The organism is Kosakonia sp. SOY2, from assembly GCF_027109175.1.
GTDB lineage: Bacteria > Pseudomonadota > Gammaproteobacteria > Enterobacterales > Enterobacteriaceae > Kosakonia.
Map to the genome: position 1 here is coordinate 727,329 of NZ_JAPVXH010000001.1, position 16,080 is coordinate 743,408.

Here is a 16,080-nt window from a genome sequence, read left to right on the forward strand (position 1 = left end):
TTATTTTATGTGAACTGATTTCTCGCCTGCGGAAGATGCATGGAAACGAAAAAAAATACCGCTGAATACATTCCTGAGTTTGAAAACGAATTTCGCCACCCGCGTTACTGGGGCGCGTGGCTGGGAGTGCTGGCTTTTGCGGGCGTTGCATTGATCCCGCCGTCGGTGCGCGATCCTGTACTCGGCAAACTTGGGCGTCTGGCCGGAAAGTTCGGCAAAAGCGCGCGCCGCCGTGCGCAGATCAATCTCTACTATTGCTTCCCTGAAAAAAGCGATGCGGAAAGAGAGGCCATTATTGATGAGATGTTTGCCACTGCGCCACAAGCCATGGTTCTGATGGCGGAACTGGCGTTACGTGGCCCGGAAAAGGTTCTTCCGCGTGTGGAATGGCAGGGCCGGGAAATTATTGATGAAATGCACCGCAACGAAGAGAAGGTGATTTTCCTTGTTCCGCACGGTTGGGGCGTTGATATCCCGGCGATGTTAATGGCATCGCAAGGCCAAAAAATGGCGGCGATGTTCCACAATCAGGGCAACAAAGTGTTCGATTATGTATGGAACACCGTGCGTCGTCGTTTTGGCGGGCGTTTACATGCGCGTAATGATGGGATCAAACCCTTTATCCAGTCGGTTCGCCAGGGCTACTGGGGGTACTACCTTCCGGACCAGGATCACGGTGCGGAGCACAGCGAATTTGTTGATTTCTTCGCAACCTATAAAGCGACCCTGCCGGCGATTGGCCGTCTGATGAAAGTGTGCCGTGCGCGCGTGGTGCCGCTGTTCCCGGTTTATGATGCGAAAACACACCGGCTGATTATTCAGGTGCGTCCGCCGATGGACGACCTGCTCACAGCCGATGACAACACGATTGCCCGCCGTATGAACGAAGAAGTTGAACAGTTTGTCGGTCCGCGTCCTGAGCAATACACCTGGATCCTCAAATTGCTAAAAACGCGAAAACCAGGTGAAACCGAGCCTTACCAGCGCAAAGATTTATTTCCGAAAAAATAGCCCATAAAAAAGGCCTCTCACTGAGAGGCCTTTTTGCTTTCTGTTACCGCTTATTCAACGGTGAGAATGCGCGTGGTGTTGGTGGTGCCGATGGTGCTCATCACATCACCCTGAGTCACGATAACCAGGTCACCGGAGAGCAAATAGCCTTTATCGCGCAGCAGGTTTACTGCGTCGTGAGCTGCCGTCACGCCGTCATTTACGCTGTCGAAATAGACCGGGGTGACGCCGCGATACAGAGCTGTCAGATTGAGTGTACGTTCATGACGAGAGAGAGCGAAAATCGGCAGCCCGGAACTGATGCGCGAGGTCATCAACGCGGTGCGACCCGATTCTGTCATCGAAATGATAGCGGTTACACCTTTCAGGTGGTTTGCCGCATACATCGCCGACATGGCAATCGCTTCTTCCACGTTATCGAATTGGATATCCAGGCGGTGTTTGGAGACGTTGATACTTGGAATCTTCTCAGCACCCAGACATACACGCGCCATTGCAGCAACGGTTTCGGACGGATACTGGCCAGCGGCCGTTTCGGCAGAGAGCATGACTGCATCGGTGCCATCGAGCACGGCGTTGGCTACGTCCATCACCTCCGCACGTGTTGGCATTGGGTTGGTGATCATCGACTCCATCATCTGCGTCGCAGTGATTACTGCCCGGTTCAGCTGGCGCGCACGGCGGATCAGCGCTTTCTGGATACCAACCAGCTCCGGGTCACCGATTTCAACACCGAGATCGCCGCGTGCGACCATTACCACGTCGGAGGCGAGGATCACATCATCCATCGCATCCTGATTGCATACTGCTTCTGCACGCTCAACTTTTGCCACGATTTTGGCATCGCAACCGGCATCGCGCGCCAGACGGCGAGCGTAGTTAAGATCTTCGCCGCAGCGCGGGAAGGAGACGGCCAGGTAGTCAACGCCGATCAATGCTGCTGTTACGATGTCCGCTTTGTCTTTTTCAGTCAGCGCTTCAGCAGAGAGGCCGCCGCCCAGCTTGTTGATGCCTTTATTGTTCGACAGCGGGCCGCCGACGGTCACTTCGGTAAACACTTTCATGCCCTGAACTTCCAGCACTTTTAGCTGTACGCGACCGTCGTCCAGCAGCAGGATATCGCCCGGAACCACATCGGCAGGCAAACCTTTATAATCGATGCCCACTTTTTCTTTGTCGCCTTCACCTTTACCGAGGTTGGCGTCGAGCAGGAATTTATCCCCGATGTTCAGGAAAACTTTGCCTTCCTTAAAGGTGGAAACACGAATTTTTGGCCCCTGTAAATCGCCAAGGATAGCAACATGACGTCCCAGTTTTGCCGCAATCTCACGCACTTTATCCGCACGTAATTTATGATCTTCAGGTGTTCCGTGTGAGAAGTTCATACGTACCACGTTAGCACCGGCAGCGATCACCTTCTCAAGGTTGTTATCGCGGTCAGTAGCCGGGCCTAAGGTGGTTACGATTTTGGTTCTGCGAAGCCTTCTGGACATGTAATACTCCGTTGACTGAAACAACTTGGTGTTGCGTGAACATAAATCCGGTCATTTGGCGCCCTGCTGTGAAGGGCGATGCGTCAGATCGGACAGCGTAAGAGGTTACCGCTTTTATATTTACTATTAGTGGTTATCGCTTTTAATAAGCAGCTCTTTATCAAAGCGCGATTCTTTCAGTGCTTCTTTGACTCGCTTCAAGTTATCCCTGAATTTTGCTCCCCGACGCAATGTGAACCCTGTTGCCAGCACATCAATCACCGTGAGTTGCGCAAGACGAGAAACCATTGGCATATAAATATCTGTATCTTCCGGAACATCCAGGGTGATAGCAAGTGTTGCCTCACGCGCCAGCGGCGTGCCTGCGGACGTAAGGGCTATCACCATGGCATCGTTTTCACGCGCCAGTTGCGCAAGTTCCACTAAATTCTTGGTTCTTCCGGTATGCGAAATCAACACAACCACGTCATCGTCGCTACAATTCATACAACTCATGCGTTGCAAGACAATGTCGTCGGAGTAGACCACCGGCACATTGAAGCGGAAAAATTTGTTCATGGCATCGTGTGCAACGGCGGCAGAGGAACCAAGGCCAAAGAAGGCAATTTTTTTCGCCTGCGTCAGTAAATCTACGGCGCGGTTTACCGCGGCCATATCCAGTGACTGGCGCACATGGTCGAGACTGGCCATCGCGGATTCGAAGATTTTGCCGGTATAGGCTTCAACACTGTCATCTTCATCAACATTTCGATTAACATAGGGCGTGCCATTGGCGAGGCTTTGCGCCAGATGCAGTTTGAAATCGGGAAAGCCCCGGGTATCGAGGCTGCGGCAGAAGCGGTTCACTGTGGGTTCGCTGACATCCGCTTCTTGCGCAAGTGCGGCAATGCTTGAGTGAATGGCCTGGTCCGGCGCGGCGAGGATCACTTCCGCCACTTTACGCTCGGATTTGCTAAGGTGTTCCAGCCGTGACTGGATTTTTTCCAGCATATTCATGGGTGATAAACGCTCATGGTAAAACGATTACACCGATAGATGGAATCGTGATGCAATTTAATTAGATATTACCCCTGCGGCGCGCAGAAAGGTAAGTCGTGATGAGAAATGTTGTTGTTTTTTTTCATTACATGATCAGAGTCGGATTTTACCCAACGCGTATTGGGCAAATATCCCGCTTTATCAGGGCGAAAGAACAGTTTTTTCGTCACAACAGAATAACGCACGTCCTGACAAGGCTTAACAGTTTCGGGAATTACGTAAAAGCAGTACAGTGCACTGTAATAAAATTACAACTGAGGCCTGGCTGAAGCTCCAGGATAGCCAACTGAGGAGAAAGACATGGCGGTAATACAAACAGCCCAGGCGTGTGACCTGGTCATTTTCGGCGCCAAGGGCGACCTCGCCCGCCGGAAATTGCTGCCTTCCCTGTACCAACTGGAAAAAGCGGGCCAGATTCACCCGGAGACACGAATCCTGGGCGTGGGCCGCGCTGATTGGGATAAGGAAGCGTATACCAAGGTTGTTCGCGAAGCGCTTGAAACCTTTATGAAGGAGAAGATCGACGAGAGCCTGTGGGACAAGCTGAGTGGTCGTCTGGATTTTTGCAATCTGGACGTCAACGATACGTCGGCATTCAAACGTCTCGGCGAGATGCTGGATCAAAAAAATCGCACCACCATCAATTACTTCGCCATGCCGCCGAGCACCTTTGGCGCAATCTGCAAAGGCCTGGGTGAAGCGAAGCTGAACGCTAAACCGGCGCGCGTGGTAATGGAAAAACCGCTGGGCACCTCGCTTGCCACGTCGCGGGAAATCAATGACCAGGTGGGTGAGTTTTTCGAAGAGTGCCAGGTGTATCGTATCGACCACTACCTCGGTAAAGAGACGGTACTCAACCTGCTAGCGCTGCGTTTTGCGAACTCTCTTTTCGTCAATAACTGGGACAATCGCACCATCGACCACGTGGAAATCACCGTGGCGGAAGAGGTAGGCATTGAAGGGCGCTGGGGCTATTTCGACCAGGCCGGGCAGATGCGCGATATGATCCAGAACCACCTGCTGCAAATTCTGTGCATGATAGCCATGTCGCCGCCGTCCGATCTGAGCGCTGACAGCATTCGTGACGAGAAAGTAAAAGTACTGAAGTCGCTGCGCCGTATTGATCGCACCAACGTGCGTGAAAAAACCGTCCGCGGCCAGTACAGCGCCGGTTTTGCCCAGGGCAAAAAAGTGCCGGGTTACCTGGAAGAAGAGGGCGCGAATAAGACCAGCAACACCGAAACGTTCGTTGCGATCCGTGTCGACATTGATAACTGGCGTTGGGCTGGCGTGCCGTTCTACCTGCGCACCGGTAAGCGTCTGCCGACCAAGTGCTCTGAAGTGGTTGTTTACTTTAAAACACCGGAACTGAATCTGTTCAAAGAGTCCTGGCAGGATCTGCCGCAGAACAAATTGACCATTCGCCTGCAGCCGGACGAAGGGGTGGATATCCAGGTGCTGAACAAAGTGCCGGGTCTCGATCACAAACACAATCTGCAAATCACCAAGCTCGATCTGAGTTATTCCGAAACGTTCAATCAGACGCATCTGGCCGATGCCTATGAGCGTCTGTTGCTGGAAACGATGCGCGGCATTCAGGCGCTGTTTGTGCGCCGTGACGAAGTGGAAGAAGCCTGGAAATGGGTGGATTCCATTACGGAAGCCTGGGCGGCGGATAACGACTCGCCGAAACCTTACCAGGCGGGAACCTGGGGGCCTGTGGCCTCGGTAGCGATGATCACCCGTGACGGCCGTTCCTGGAACGAGTTTGAGTGATTCGCTGCAGGTTAATGTTGCGCAATTTTACCGGTAACATGATCTAACTCAGCTATCCGAACAATTTTTCATCTTTCAGGCCCCGACTGGATTCACCAGCGGGGCTTTTTTTATTACACTGGCTGAAGCGATTTTGCCTTTGGGGCGCGGCGCTCTGGTGTTTTCAGCTTGTTACGTAAAGCTCATCGCACTGTTAACGCGGCTTCCCCGGACAGATAAATTTCAGGAGCCTCTATGAACCCGACAATGTTACGCGTAACAAATCGTATTATCGAACGTTCGCGCGAAACCCGCTCAGCCTATCTGGCGCGTATTGAACAAGCGAAAAGCGATACCGTACGCCGCTCAACACTCGCTTGCGGTAACCTGGCGCACGGTTTTGCTGCTTGCCAGCCCGACGATAAAGCCTCCCTCAAAAGCATGTTGCGCAACAACATCGCGATCATCACCTCTTATAACGACATGCTCTCTGCGCACCAGCCTTACGAGGTCTATCCGGATATCATCCGTAAAGCGCTGCATACCGTGAATGCAGTAGGGCAGGTGGCTGGTGGTGTTCCGGCCATGTGCGATGGCGTAACGCAAGGTCAGGACGGGATGGAGTTATCCTTACTGAGCCGCGAAGTGATTGCCATGTCTGCTGCGGTCGGCCTGTCGCATAACATGTTTGATGGGGCGCTGTATCTGGGCGTGTGCGATAAAATCGTCCCGGGGCTGGCAATGGCAGCATTGTCGTTTGGCCACCTGCCGGCAGTGTTTGTACCATCAGGCCCGATGGCGAGCGGTCTGGCCAACAAAGAGAAAGTGCGTATCCGCCAGCTTTATGCTGAGGGCAAAGTCGATCGGATGGCACTGCTGGAATCTGAAGCCGCGTCCTATCACGCACCAGGCACCTGTACGTTCTACGGTACCGCCAACACCAACCAGATGGTGATTGAGTTTATGGGCATGCAGTTGCCGGGTTCCTCGTTTGTACACCCGGATGCGCCGCTGCGCAAAGCGTTGACAGAAGCGGCGGCTCGCCAGGTCACTCGTCTGACGGGCAACGGCAACGAATGGATGCCGCTTGGCAAAATGATCGATGAAAAAGTGGTGGTTAACGGTATCGTTTCGCTGCTGGCGACCGGCGGTTCCACAAACCACACCATGCATCTGGTGGCGATGGCGCGTGCAGCGGGCATTATCATTAACTGGGATGATTTCTCCGATCTCTCTGATGTTGTTCCTTTACTGGCGCGTCTCTACCCGAATGGCCCGGCGGATATTAACCACTTCCAGGCGGCGGGCGGTGTGCCGGTATTACTGCGTGAGCTGCTGAAAGGCGGTTTGCTGCATGAAGATGTTAATACTGTCGCAGGCTTTGGTCTGGCGCGTTATACCCACGAGCCATGGCTCAATAATGGCGAACTGGACTGGCGCGAAGGCGCGGTCGCGTCGCTGGATGACAACGTGATCGCCAGCATTGATAAACCGTTCTCTCAACATGGCGGCACCAAAGTGCTGAGCGGTAACCTCGGGCGTGCGGTAATGAAAACCTCCGCCGTTCCGGTAGAAAACCAGGTCATTGAAGCGCCGGCAGTGGTTTTTGAAAGCCAGCATGACGTGCTGCCCGCATTTGAGGCTGGGCTGCTGGATCGCGATTGTGTGGTCGTTGTTCGTCATCAGGGGCCAAAAGCGAACGGTATGCCAGAATTACATAAACTCATGCCGCCACTTGGTGTATTATTGGACCGCCGTTTCAAAATTGCATTAGTTACTGATGGACGGCTGTCAGGGGCATCAGGTAAAGTGCCTTCGGCAATCCACGTTACACCAGAAGCATATGATGGTGGGTTGCTGGCAAAAGTGCATGATGGCGACATGATTCGGGTTAACGGGCAGACTGGAGAATTAACGCTGCTGGTTGATGACAACGTTCTTGCCGCACGTCAGCCACATATTCCTGACCTTAGCGCGATGCGCGTGGGCACAGGGCGCGAAATGTTTGGTGCGCTGCGGGAAAAACTTTCCGGCGCGGAACAGGGCGCGACCTGTATCACTTTTTAAGACGACAAGATTTTAGTTCTGGCGAGAGAAAAACACTGATGAAAAACTGGAAAACGAGTGCAGAAGCAATCCTGAAAACGGGTCCGGTAGTGCCGGTAATCGTAGTGAACAAACTGGAGCACGCCGTACCGATGGCGAAAGCGCTGGTGGCAGGTGGTGTTCGCGTTCTGGAAGTGACTCTGCGTACGGCTTGCGCTATCGACGCTATTCGCGCTATCGCGAAGGAAGTGCCTGACGCGATTATCGGTGCTGGTACCGTGCTGAATCCGCAGCAACTGGCAGAAGTGACCGCCGCTGGCGCACAGTTCGCCATCAGCCCAGGCCTGACTGAGCCGCTGCTGAAAGCCGCGACCGAAGGCACTATCCCGTTGATCCCGGGGATCAGCACCGTTTCTGAACTGATGCTGGGTATGGACTACGGTCTGAAAGAGTTTAAATTCTTCCCGGCGGAAGCTAATGGCGGCACCAAAGCGCTGCAGGCGATTGCGGGTCCGTTCTCGCAGGTTCGTTTCTGCCCGACTGGCGGCATTTCTCCGGCTAACTACCGTGATTATCTGGCGCTGAAAAGCGTGCTGTGCATCGGTGGTTCCTGGCTGGTGCCAGCTGATGCGCTGGAAGCAGGTGATTACGATCGCATCACTAAACTGGCTCGCGAAGCTGTTGAAGGCGCGAAGCTGTAATTTTCGGCGGGGTTAAAGCCCGCCTGATAAAAGCCCGGTCGCATACATGCCAACCGGGCTTTTTTTTCTCTCACTCGTCCAGGGTGACGGCCACCAAGTGACTGATTCTGCTTTATTGCCCCCCGATTTAACTCTCAGGGGGCCGGCAGATGCAGATGCGGCTGTGAGGGATTTGTTCGCCTTCAGGAAGCAATCAATGCAACCTGTCGGGAAGTCTGTTTACCCGCTGACCTTCACCGCCGCCGCCGCCGCAACGGCATATTCCACCGCTTTTTCAACGTTATCTGCTACGGCCAGCGCGACACCCATACGGCGGGAGCCCGCAATTTCCGGCTTACCAAACAGACGCAACTGCACGCCAGCACCTACGGCGCTGTCCACCTTATCAAAGGTGACATTCTGACTGGTCAGGCGCGGCAGGATCACCGCCGAAGCGGAAGGACCATACTGACGAATAGCGCCAATGGGCATGCCGAGAAACGCGCGGACGTGCAGGGCAAACTCGGAAAGATCCTGCGAAATCAAGGTCACCATGCCGGTATCGTGCGGGCGCGGGGAAACTTCGCTGAAGATAACGTCATCGCCGCAAACAAAAAGCTCAACGCCAAACAGGCCGTAGCCGCCAAGCGCCAGCACCACTTTGCTGGCGATAGCTTGCGCGCGCTCCAGCGCCAGGGGCGACATTTGCTGCGGTTGCCAGGATTCGCGGTAGTCGCCATCTTCCTGGCGATGCCCGACCGGCGCGCAGAAATGAACGCCGTCGACGGCGCTGATGGTCAGTAATGTGATTTCAAAATCAAAATTGACCACACCTTCAACAATGACACGCCCGGCACCGGCGCGGCCGCCTTGTTGGGCATATTCCCAGGCGCTTGCTAATTGATCGGCGCTTTTAATAAAGCTCTGCCCTTTACCGGAGGAGCTCATCACCGGTTTTACAATACAAGGTAAACCTATCTCCGCGACGGCTTGCTGAAATGCAGCTTCACTATCGGCAAAGCGGTAACTGGAGGTGGGTAGTTGTAACTCTTCAGCCGCCAGGCGGCGGATGCCTTCACGGTTCATCGTTAGCTTGGTGGCGCGTGCGCAGGGGACGACATGCTGACCTTGCGCTTCCAGCTCAATCAGCGTATCGGTGGCGATAGCTTCGATTTCCGGCACGATAAAGTGAGGTCTTTCCTGTTCAACCAGTGCCTTCAACGTCGCGCCATCAAGCATATTGATCACATGCGAACGATGCGCAACATGCATCGCAGGTGCATCGGGATAGCGATCCACGGCAATCACTTCAATGCCCAGACGCTGACATTCGATGGCAACTTCCTTGCCCAGTTCACCAGAGCCTAATAACATCACGCGTGTTGCTGCGGGGCGCAGCGCAGTTCCTAAAAGAGTCATAGCATTGTACCGTTAGAAAAAATTTGCGCGCAGTATAAACGAAAACGTTTGCGTCTGTCTTTTATCACTTGCGGTGGTTTTTTCATCGCGCTACTATACTGTATAAATACACAGTTAAATGAGGCTGCATCATGGCGGTAGAAGTTAAATACGTAGTCATTCGTGAAGGTGAGGAAAAAATGTCTTTTGCCAGTAAAAAGGAAGCCGATGCTTACGATAAGATGCTCGATCTGGCCGAAGTCCTTGGTGACTGGCTTGCAACAGGGCCGGTAGATCTGGAAGACAACGCGCGCGATCAGATGGCGCTGTGGCTTGCTGAGCAAAAAGAGGCGCTTAACGGCATACTGAAATCAGGCAAATTACCGGGCACGGAAGCTGAAGAAGCGGTAGCGCCGGTCGACTCTTCTGATTCGGAAGCGACTGACGCTGTGGATATCAAAACTGCAGCGAAGCGCGTGAAAGTCGCCTGACCTTGCACTGCCAGCAATTTGTACCATGCTTTGAAGGGGTAAAAACCAGGAGATAAGCATGAAAATAGCAGGAGTTTTCGCCGGGTTACTTTTGCTGGCAGGCAGTATGGCGGCGCATGCCGTTACGGATAAGTCGGTGAAATTTCCCTCGTGCGAGGGACTCAAGGCAGACGGCATTGCCGCCAGTGTTAAGCGGGATTATCTGCAGAATCGCATTGTCCGATGGGCTGATGATCAAAAGAAACTGGGTCAGGCCGATCCGGTCGCCTGGGTCAATCCGAAGGAAATTACCGGCAAGAATGATAAATGGGTTGTGCCGTTAACCGTACGCGGGAAAAGCGCGGACCTTCACTACCGAGTGACTGTCGATTGTAAAGGCGGAACCGCAGAGTATCAGCCGCGATCGTAACACCGCATTTTCCCATTCTTTTCAGATATAGACACTTCCTGACATCCCCCTCGCTTACTCTGTGCGCACAACTGTCATGATAAGCGAGGGTTCTATGAGCTGGTTAAATCAACTGCAGTCATTGCTTGGTCAAAAAGGTGATACGCAGACGCCGTCTCCCGGTGGCCAGGGGCTCAACAATTTGTTGGTACCGGGTGCATTAGGTGGCCTGGCGGGTCTGCTGGTCGCCAGTAAATCATCGCGCAAACTGCTTGCGAAATATGGCACCGGTGCTTTGCTGGTGGGTGGGGGCGCCGTTGCGGGCAGCGTGTTGTGGAATAAGTATAAGGATCGCATCCGGGATGCGCATCAAGGTGAGCCGCAATTTGGTCAGTACAATACGCCTCTGGATGTCCGCACTGAGCGGCTTATCCTGGCGCTGGTGTTCGCCGCTAAAAGCGACGGACACATTGATGATAAAGAACGTGCGGCGATAGAACAGCAGTTGCGTGAAGCAGGTGTGGAAGCGCAAGGGCAGCAACTGGTAGCGAATGCTATAGACCAGCCGCTGGACCCCGCGCGTCTGGCGCAGGGAGTGCAAAACGAAGAAGAAGCGCTGGAAGTTTACTTCCTGAGCTGCGCCGTTATCGATATCGATCATTTTATGGAGCGCAGCTATCTGAATGCGCTGGGCGATGCGTTAAAAATTCCGCAAGATGTGCGAGAAGATATCGAGGCGGATCTCAAAAAGCAGAAATTAGCGCTTAGCTCATGATTTAAATTACGTTTCGCTTGCATCGCGCGTGGGTTTTGCCACCCTTATAGGTATGTAAAACCAAATAAGAATTGTGCTATGTCGCCAAAAGCAAAAAAAATCCCGCACGCCATGACAATGCATGGTGATACGCGTATCGACAACTATTACTGGCTGCGGGACGATACGCGCTCGCAGCCAGATGTTCTGGATTACCTCCATCAGGAAAATGATTACGGGCGAGAAGTGATGGCTTCCCAGCAAGCGTTACAGGACGACGTGCTGGCAGAAATTATCTCGCGAATACCGCAGCGCGAAGTCTCCGCGCCTTATATCAAAAATGGCTATCGTTACCGGCACATCTACGAGCCGGGAAGCGAATATGCGATTTATCAACGTCAGTCGGTTCTCAGTTCCGAGTGGGATGAGTGGTCGGTGTTACTGGACGCCAACCAGCGTGCCTCACACAGTGAGTTCTATACCCTTGGGGGCATGGAAGTCTCACCCGACAACACCATTATGGCGATTGCTGAAGATTATCTTTCCCGCAGACAGTATGGTCTGCGTTTTCGCAATCTTGAGACGGGCAACTGGTATCCGGAAATGCTGGATAATGTCTCGCCGGAATTTGTCTGGGTTAACGATTCAGAAACGCTCTATTATGTGCGCAAACATGCCACAACATTACTGCCGTACCAGGTCTGGCGACACACCGTTGGCACGCCTTCGCAACAGGATGAACTGGTGTATGAAGAGCAGGACGAGACCTTTTATGTTGGCCTGAGTAAAACCACCTCCCAGCACTACATTACTATTCATCTCGCCAGCGCGACCACCAGTGAAGTACTCCTGCTGGATGCCGAACTGCCAGACGCTCAGCCGTTGCGTTTTCTGCCGAGGCGCAAAGATCACGAATATAGCCTTGATCACTACCAGCACACCTTTTATTTGCGATCCAATCGTGATGGTAAAAACTTTGGTCTGTATCGCACCAAAGTGCGTGATGAACGGCGCTGGGAAGTGCTGATCCCGGCGCGCGAGCATGTGATGCTTGAAGGGTTTACGCTGTTTACTGATTGGCTGGTTGTGGAAGAACGCCAGCGCGGCCTGACCAGTTTGCGCCAGATTAACCGCAAAACCCGGGAAGTTATCGGCATCGCGTTTGATGATCCCGCCTATGTCACCTGGCTTGCTTACAACCCGGAACCGGAAACATCGCGCCTGCGTTATGGCTATTCATCAATGACCATGCCGGACACGCTGTTTGAACTGGATATGGATACCGGAGAACGGCGTGTTCTGAAACAAATGGAAGTGGCAGGGTTTGATGCCAGCGATTATCGCAGCGAACACCTGTGGATCCACGCCAGAGATGGTGTCGAAGTACCGGTGTCGCTGGTTTATAACCATAAACATTTCCGCAAAGGTGAGAATCCGTTACTGGTGTATGGTTATGGTTCTTACGGCGCCAGTATGGACGCAGATTTTAGCAGCAGCCGGCTTAGCTTGCTGGATCGTGGATTTGTCTGCGCTATCGCGCATATTCGCGGCGGCGGTGAATTGGGCCATTCATGGTATGAGGACGGGAAGTTCCTCAACAAGAAAAACAGCTTTAATGATTTTATCGATGTCACTGACAGCCTGCTGGCGCAGGGCTATGGCTCGCCCCTGTTTTGTTACGGCATGGGGGGCAGTGCAGGTGGATTACTGATGGGCGCGGTGATTAATCAACGTCCAACGCTATTCCATGGTGTCATTGCCCAGGTGCCGTTTGTCGATGCCCTGACCACCATGCTTGATGAGTCGATCCCGTTGACCACCGGGGAATTTGAAGAGTGGGGCAATCCGCAGGATGAGACCTATTATCACTACATTAAAAGTTATAGCCCGTACGACAATATTGCCGCGCACGCCTATCCGCATATGCTGGTAACGACCGGACTTCACGATTCGCAGGTGCAATACTGGGAACCTGCAAAATGGGTCGCGAAACTGCGTGAATATAAAACCGATGATAATTTGCTGTTGCTGTGCACGGATATGGATTCCGGGCACGGTGGGAAATCAGGCCGGTTTAAATCCTACGAAGGTGTTGCGCTGGAATATGCGTTCTTAATCGCCCTGGCGCAGGGAACATTACCCGGAAAAGGGAACGGTTACTCTTCGCCCAGGTAGTGTTTTAAGGTTAAGCGTAGTTCCGGGCTCATGCGCTCCAGGTTGTTAAACAGCCAGCGCAGGTAGCCCGGATCGCGATCGGCAATTTCAGAGACGGCTTTCCCCCGGTATTTACCAAACGTAAATGTTGTCAGCAAAGCAGGGCGTCCGGTTACTGTGGCCATCTGATCGGGTGTCCAGCCAGACACTTGCATAATGTCGATCAACAGCGCAGCGGTGATGTAGCAATCATATAACGCCCGGTGGTGATGCAATCCGGCAGGGGTCTGAACACTCAGCTTGCGGGATTTATACAGCGCCATATTGCTGTATTTGATGCCGGGCCACAGGCGGCGCGCCAGCTTCATGGTACAAATCCACTCCCCTGGCATTTCAGGCAGCACCCGGCGATCAAAACTGGCGTTGTGCGCCACATACCAGTCGCTCCCGTAATAGTGCGGTACGATCTCCTCAATCCACGGCTGATGAGCGACCATCGCTTCGGTGATATGGTGTATCGCCATGGCCTGCGGACTGATTGGCCTGTCGGGGCGTACCAGATGGCTCATCGGGTTGACGATCTGCCCGTCGACGACATCAACGGAGGCAATTTCAACAATCCCCCCCTGTAAATCGCAGGTTTCGGTATCGATAACGCGTAACATGCCCGGCTCCATTATTTCACTTTGGGCTCGTAAGGCAGGCGGGAGAGCGATACGGAGGCCAGACGGTGGGCTATCAACCGCTCTCTAAACCAGTTCCGCAGATGTTCCGGCTGCTCGCGTTCAACGGCTTCGGCAATTACCGGCATGTTGTAACGCTCTTTAAACGCGACACCAGCCGCAGCAAGGTCGACGTTGATCTTGTCCATCTCTTGTTGTTCGAGCTGCGCTAGATTGGTAATCATGATGTTCTCCTGGGTTCACGCGGCAAAAGTTACTAAGCCTGTTGCAGAAAGACAAGCGCGCCGACGATGATACTCGACGCGATTATTGTACAGCGTTATTCTTTGTGCCATATGCATAACTAAAAGGAATGAACAATATGCCTGTTGCATCCTGTCGCCACTGGCGAGCCATCGCATTGATAGTCAGCCTGTTCGCTACGCCTGCTGTTCTGGCGCATGCCCATCTTAAAGGGCAGTATCCTGCCGCCAACGCCGCTGTTACCGCCGCACCACAAGCATTAACGCTGAATTTCTCTGAAGGCATTGAGCCTAAATTTAGCGGCATCGCGGTGACCAACGCACAGCAGCAAATTATCAAGACTGGCGCAGTAAAGCGCAATGAGAATGACAACAAGCAGATGATTGTTCCACTGGAGGAGTCGCTGCCGCCGGGCAACTATACCGTTAACTGGCATGTCGTTTCGGTTGACGGCCACAAAACCAGTGGCCAATACGCATTTTCCGTGAAGTGAATGATGTTAGCAGCCGTGTTGGTGGGATTGCGCTTTGTGCATTTTGCGGCCCTGATGTTGGTATTTGGCTGCACGTTATTCAGCGTGTGGTTCGCGCCGGGCAGTCTGCAACGCCTTCTCGCGCAACGCTTTCTTTTTTGGCAGCGGGGCTGTTTATGGCTTGCCGCAGTAAGTGCAGCTGCGATGTTTGCCGCGCAGGGCGGTGTAATGGGCGATGGCTGGCCTGATGTAGTGCGTACTGAAATCTGGCTGGCAGTTGCTGGCACGCAAACCGGAGCCGTGCTGGCGTGGCAAGTTGTTGCTGCGTGTCTGGCGCTTGTTGTCGTGCTTATGCAACCGCTACAGCAACGTAAAATACTGCTACTGGTGATCCTGCAGTTTGTCCTGGCCGCTGGCACTGGGCATGCCGCGATGCGGGAAGGCGCGATGGGCGTGGTGCAGCGGGGTAATCATGCCTTGCATTTATTATGTGCCGCAATGTGGCTGGGCGGGTTATTGCCCGTATTATTCTGCATGAAACTGGCCCATGGTCGCTGGCGTGCGGCGGCAATTGCCACCATGGTGCGCTTTTCCTTGTACGGTCATTTCGCCGTCGCAGGGGTGATCCTCACTGGCGTTATCAATACACTCTTAATCCAGGGTTTGGTCTGGCCATGGCAGAGCCACTGGGGGCAGGGGTTATTGTTGAAATGTGCGCTTGTGGCGCTGATGGTAGTAATTGCTGTGATGAATCGGTATGTTCTGGTGCCGCAGCTGAATCAGCAAAGCGACACCGCGCGGCAACGTTTTATCGCGTTGACCTGGGTTGAAGTCGGGCTGGGCGCACTGGTGCTGGCAGCGGTAAGTTTGTTTGCAACATGGGAACCTTTTTGAATGAACCTGGCGGGAAAAATGAAGAAGAGTTTATTAGTTCTGGTAATGCTGGCATGTTCAGGTACGGCACTGGCTTCGCCGCAGGTCATTACCGTAAGCCGCTTTGAGATTGGCAAAGACAAATGGGCATTTAACCGTGAGGAAGTCATGCTGACCTGCCGGCCAGGTCATGCATTGTATGCCATCAACCCCAGCACGCTGGTGCAATACCCGTTGAATGACGTTGCTGAAAAAGAGGTGGCCAGCGGTAAGACTATTGCTCAGCCGATTAGCATTATTCAGATCGATAATCCCGCCAAACCTGGTGAAAAGATGAGCCTTGCGCCTTTTATTACGCGAGCTGAGACGCTTTGTTAAAAGCCAGCGTTAATCCGCTGATCCACAATAAAAAACCGCAAGCCTGAATACACAAGCCTTGCGGTTTTTACTTTTCATAAGCGTGACGGTAACCCAATTTTTCTGACCACTTTTGTCGCGGACTGGAAAACCTGACGCCGTCATCTATTCTTAAAGTGCAAGGCGACTTAGCCTGCATTAATGCCAACTTTTAGCGCACGGCTCTCTCCCAAGAGCCATTTCC

Annotated in this window: 16 protein-coding genes; 11 read left to right on the forward strand and 5 right to left on the reverse strand. The window is 53.2% G+C overall.

Features of this window, described 5'->3' with window-relative positions; genetic code table 11:
• The first annotated feature begins 39 nt into the window (after window positions 1-39).
• Window positions 40-1,011 carry a lauroyl-Kdo(2)-lipid IV(A) myristoyltransferase gene (gene lpxM / locus O3S68_RS03425; RefSeq protein ID WP_269230792.1) on the forward strand — a complete coding sequence of 324 codons (972 nt, stop codon included), beginning with the start codon at window positions 40-42 and terminating at the stop codon, window positions 1,009-1,011.
• Between the two features lie 50 nt (window positions 1,012-1,061).
• On the opposite strand, the gene pyk is transcribed toward lpxM, so the two are convergent.
• Window positions 1,062-2,504 carry a pyruvate kinase gene (gene pyk, locus O3S68_RS03430; RefSeq protein WP_017456939.1) on the reverse strand — a complete coding sequence of 481 codons (1,443 nt, stop codon included), beginning with the start codon at window positions 2,502-2,504 and terminating at the stop codon, window positions 1,062-1,064.
• 126 nt (window positions 2,505-2,630) lie between these two features.
• On the reverse strand, window positions 2,631-3,500 hold the full coding sequence (locus O3S68_RS03435) for a MurR/RpiR family transcriptional regulator (RefSeq protein ID WP_017456940.1): 870 nt from the start codon (window positions 3,498-3,500) through the stop codon (window positions 2,631-2,633).
• Between the two features lie 342 nt (window positions 3,501-3,842).
• On the opposite strand from O3S68_RS03435, the gene zwf reads away from it, so the two are divergent.
• From zwf to kdgA, 3 genes are all read left to right on the forward strand, one after another.
• Window positions 3,843-5,318: a glucose-6-phosphate dehydrogenase gene (zwf, locus tag O3S68_RS03440; protein ID WP_020454115.1), complete on the forward strand. Its 1,476-nt coding sequence runs from the start codon at window positions 3,843-3,845 to the stop codon at window positions 5,316-5,318.
• Window positions 5,319-5,552: 234 nt separating this feature from the next.
• A complete protein-coding gene (gene edd / locus O3S68_RS03445) occupies window positions 5,553-7,364 on the forward strand; it encodes a phosphogluconate dehydratase (protein ID WP_269230793.1) in 1,812 nt (603 codons plus the stop codon).
• Between the two features lie 38 nt (window positions 7,365-7,402).
• Window positions 7,403-8,044, forward strand: coding sequence for a bifunctional 4-hydroxy-2-oxoglutarate aldolase/2-dehydro-3-deoxy-phosphogluconate aldolase (gene kdgA / locus O3S68_RS03450; RefSeq protein ID WP_020454113.1), 642 nt, complete (start codon window positions 7,403-7,405; stop codon window positions 8,042-8,044).
• A 219-nt stretch (window positions 8,045-8,263) separates the two neighbouring features.
• Here the strand turns inward: kdgA and purT are convergent, their stop codons facing one another.
• Window positions 8,264-9,442: a formate-dependent phosphoribosylglycinamide formyltransferase gene (gene purT / locus O3S68_RS03455; RefSeq protein WP_269230794.1), complete on the reverse strand. Its 1,179-nt coding sequence runs from the start codon at window positions 9,440-9,442 to the stop codon at window positions 8,264-8,266.
• Window positions 9,443-9,573: 131 nt separating this feature from the next.
• Here purT and O3S68_RS03460 point away from each other — a divergent pair, with 131 nt between their 5' ends.
• The 4 genes from O3S68_RS03460 (at window position 9,574) to ptrB (ending at window position 13,229) form a co-directional block, all read left to right on the forward strand.
• Entirely contained in the window at window positions 9,574-9,912 is a 339-nt protein-coding gene (locus O3S68_RS03460) for a YebG family protein (protein WP_020454111.1), read from the forward strand.
• Window positions 9,913-9,970: 58 nt separating this feature from the next.
• Window positions 9,971-10,321, forward strand: a complete 351-nt coding sequence (yebF, locus tag O3S68_RS03465) for a protein YebF (protein ID WP_097405767.1) — start codon at window positions 9,971-9,973, stop codon at window positions 10,319-10,321.
• 94 nt (window positions 10,322-10,415) lie between these two features.
• Entirely contained in the window at window positions 10,416-11,075 is a 660-nt protein-coding gene (locus tag O3S68_RS03470; RefSeq protein ID WP_269230795.1) for a tellurite resistance TerB family protein, read from the forward strand.
• Window positions 11,076-11,153: 78 nt separating this feature from the next.
• Window positions 11,154-13,229 (forward strand): oligopeptidase B, encoded by a 2,076-nt coding sequence (gene ptrB / locus O3S68_RS03475; RefSeq protein WP_045511344.1) that lies wholly within the window; start codon window positions 11,154-11,156, stop codon window positions 13,227-13,229.
• Here ptrB and exoX read toward each other — a convergent pair.
• A complete protein-coding gene (gene exoX / locus O3S68_RS03480) occupies window positions 13,211-13,873 on the reverse strand; it encodes an exodeoxyribonuclease X (protein WP_020454107.1) in 663 nt (220 codons plus the stop codon). The genes ptrB and exoX overlap by 19 nt on opposite strands.
• An 11-nt stretch (window positions 13,874-13,884) precedes the next feature.
• Window positions 13,885-14,115 (reverse strand): DNA polymerase III subunit theta, encoded by a 231-nt coding sequence (locus tag O3S68_RS03485; protein ID WP_020454106.1) that lies wholly within the window; start codon window positions 14,113-14,115, stop codon window positions 13,885-13,887.
• Window positions 14,116-14,252: 137 nt separating this feature from the next.
• Here O3S68_RS03485 and yobA point away from each other — a divergent pair, with 137 nt between their 5' ends.
• From yobA to O3S68_RS03500, 3 genes are read left to right on the forward strand one after another with little or no spacing between them, the layout of a single operon-like run.
• Window positions 14,253-14,627 carry a CopC domain-containing protein YobA gene (gene yobA / locus O3S68_RS03490; protein WP_045511347.1) on the forward strand — a complete coding sequence of 125 codons (375 nt, stop codon included), beginning with the start codon at window positions 14,253-14,255 and terminating at the stop codon, window positions 14,625-14,627.
• The gene (gene copD / locus O3S68_RS03495) at window positions 14,628-15,500 is read left to right on the forward strand and encodes a copper homeostasis membrane protein CopD (RefSeq protein ID WP_269230796.1); all 873 of its coding nucleotides are present in this window, start codon (window positions 14,628-14,630) and stop codon (window positions 15,498-15,500) included.
• An 18-nt stretch (window positions 15,501-15,518) separates the two neighbouring features.
• Window positions 15,519-15,857 carry a YebY family protein gene (locus O3S68_RS03500; protein ID WP_044489676.1) on the forward strand — a complete coding sequence of 113 codons (339 nt, stop codon included), beginning with the start codon at window positions 15,519-15,521 and terminating at the stop codon, window positions 15,855-15,857.
• Window positions 15,858-16,080 lie beyond the last annotated feature (223 nt).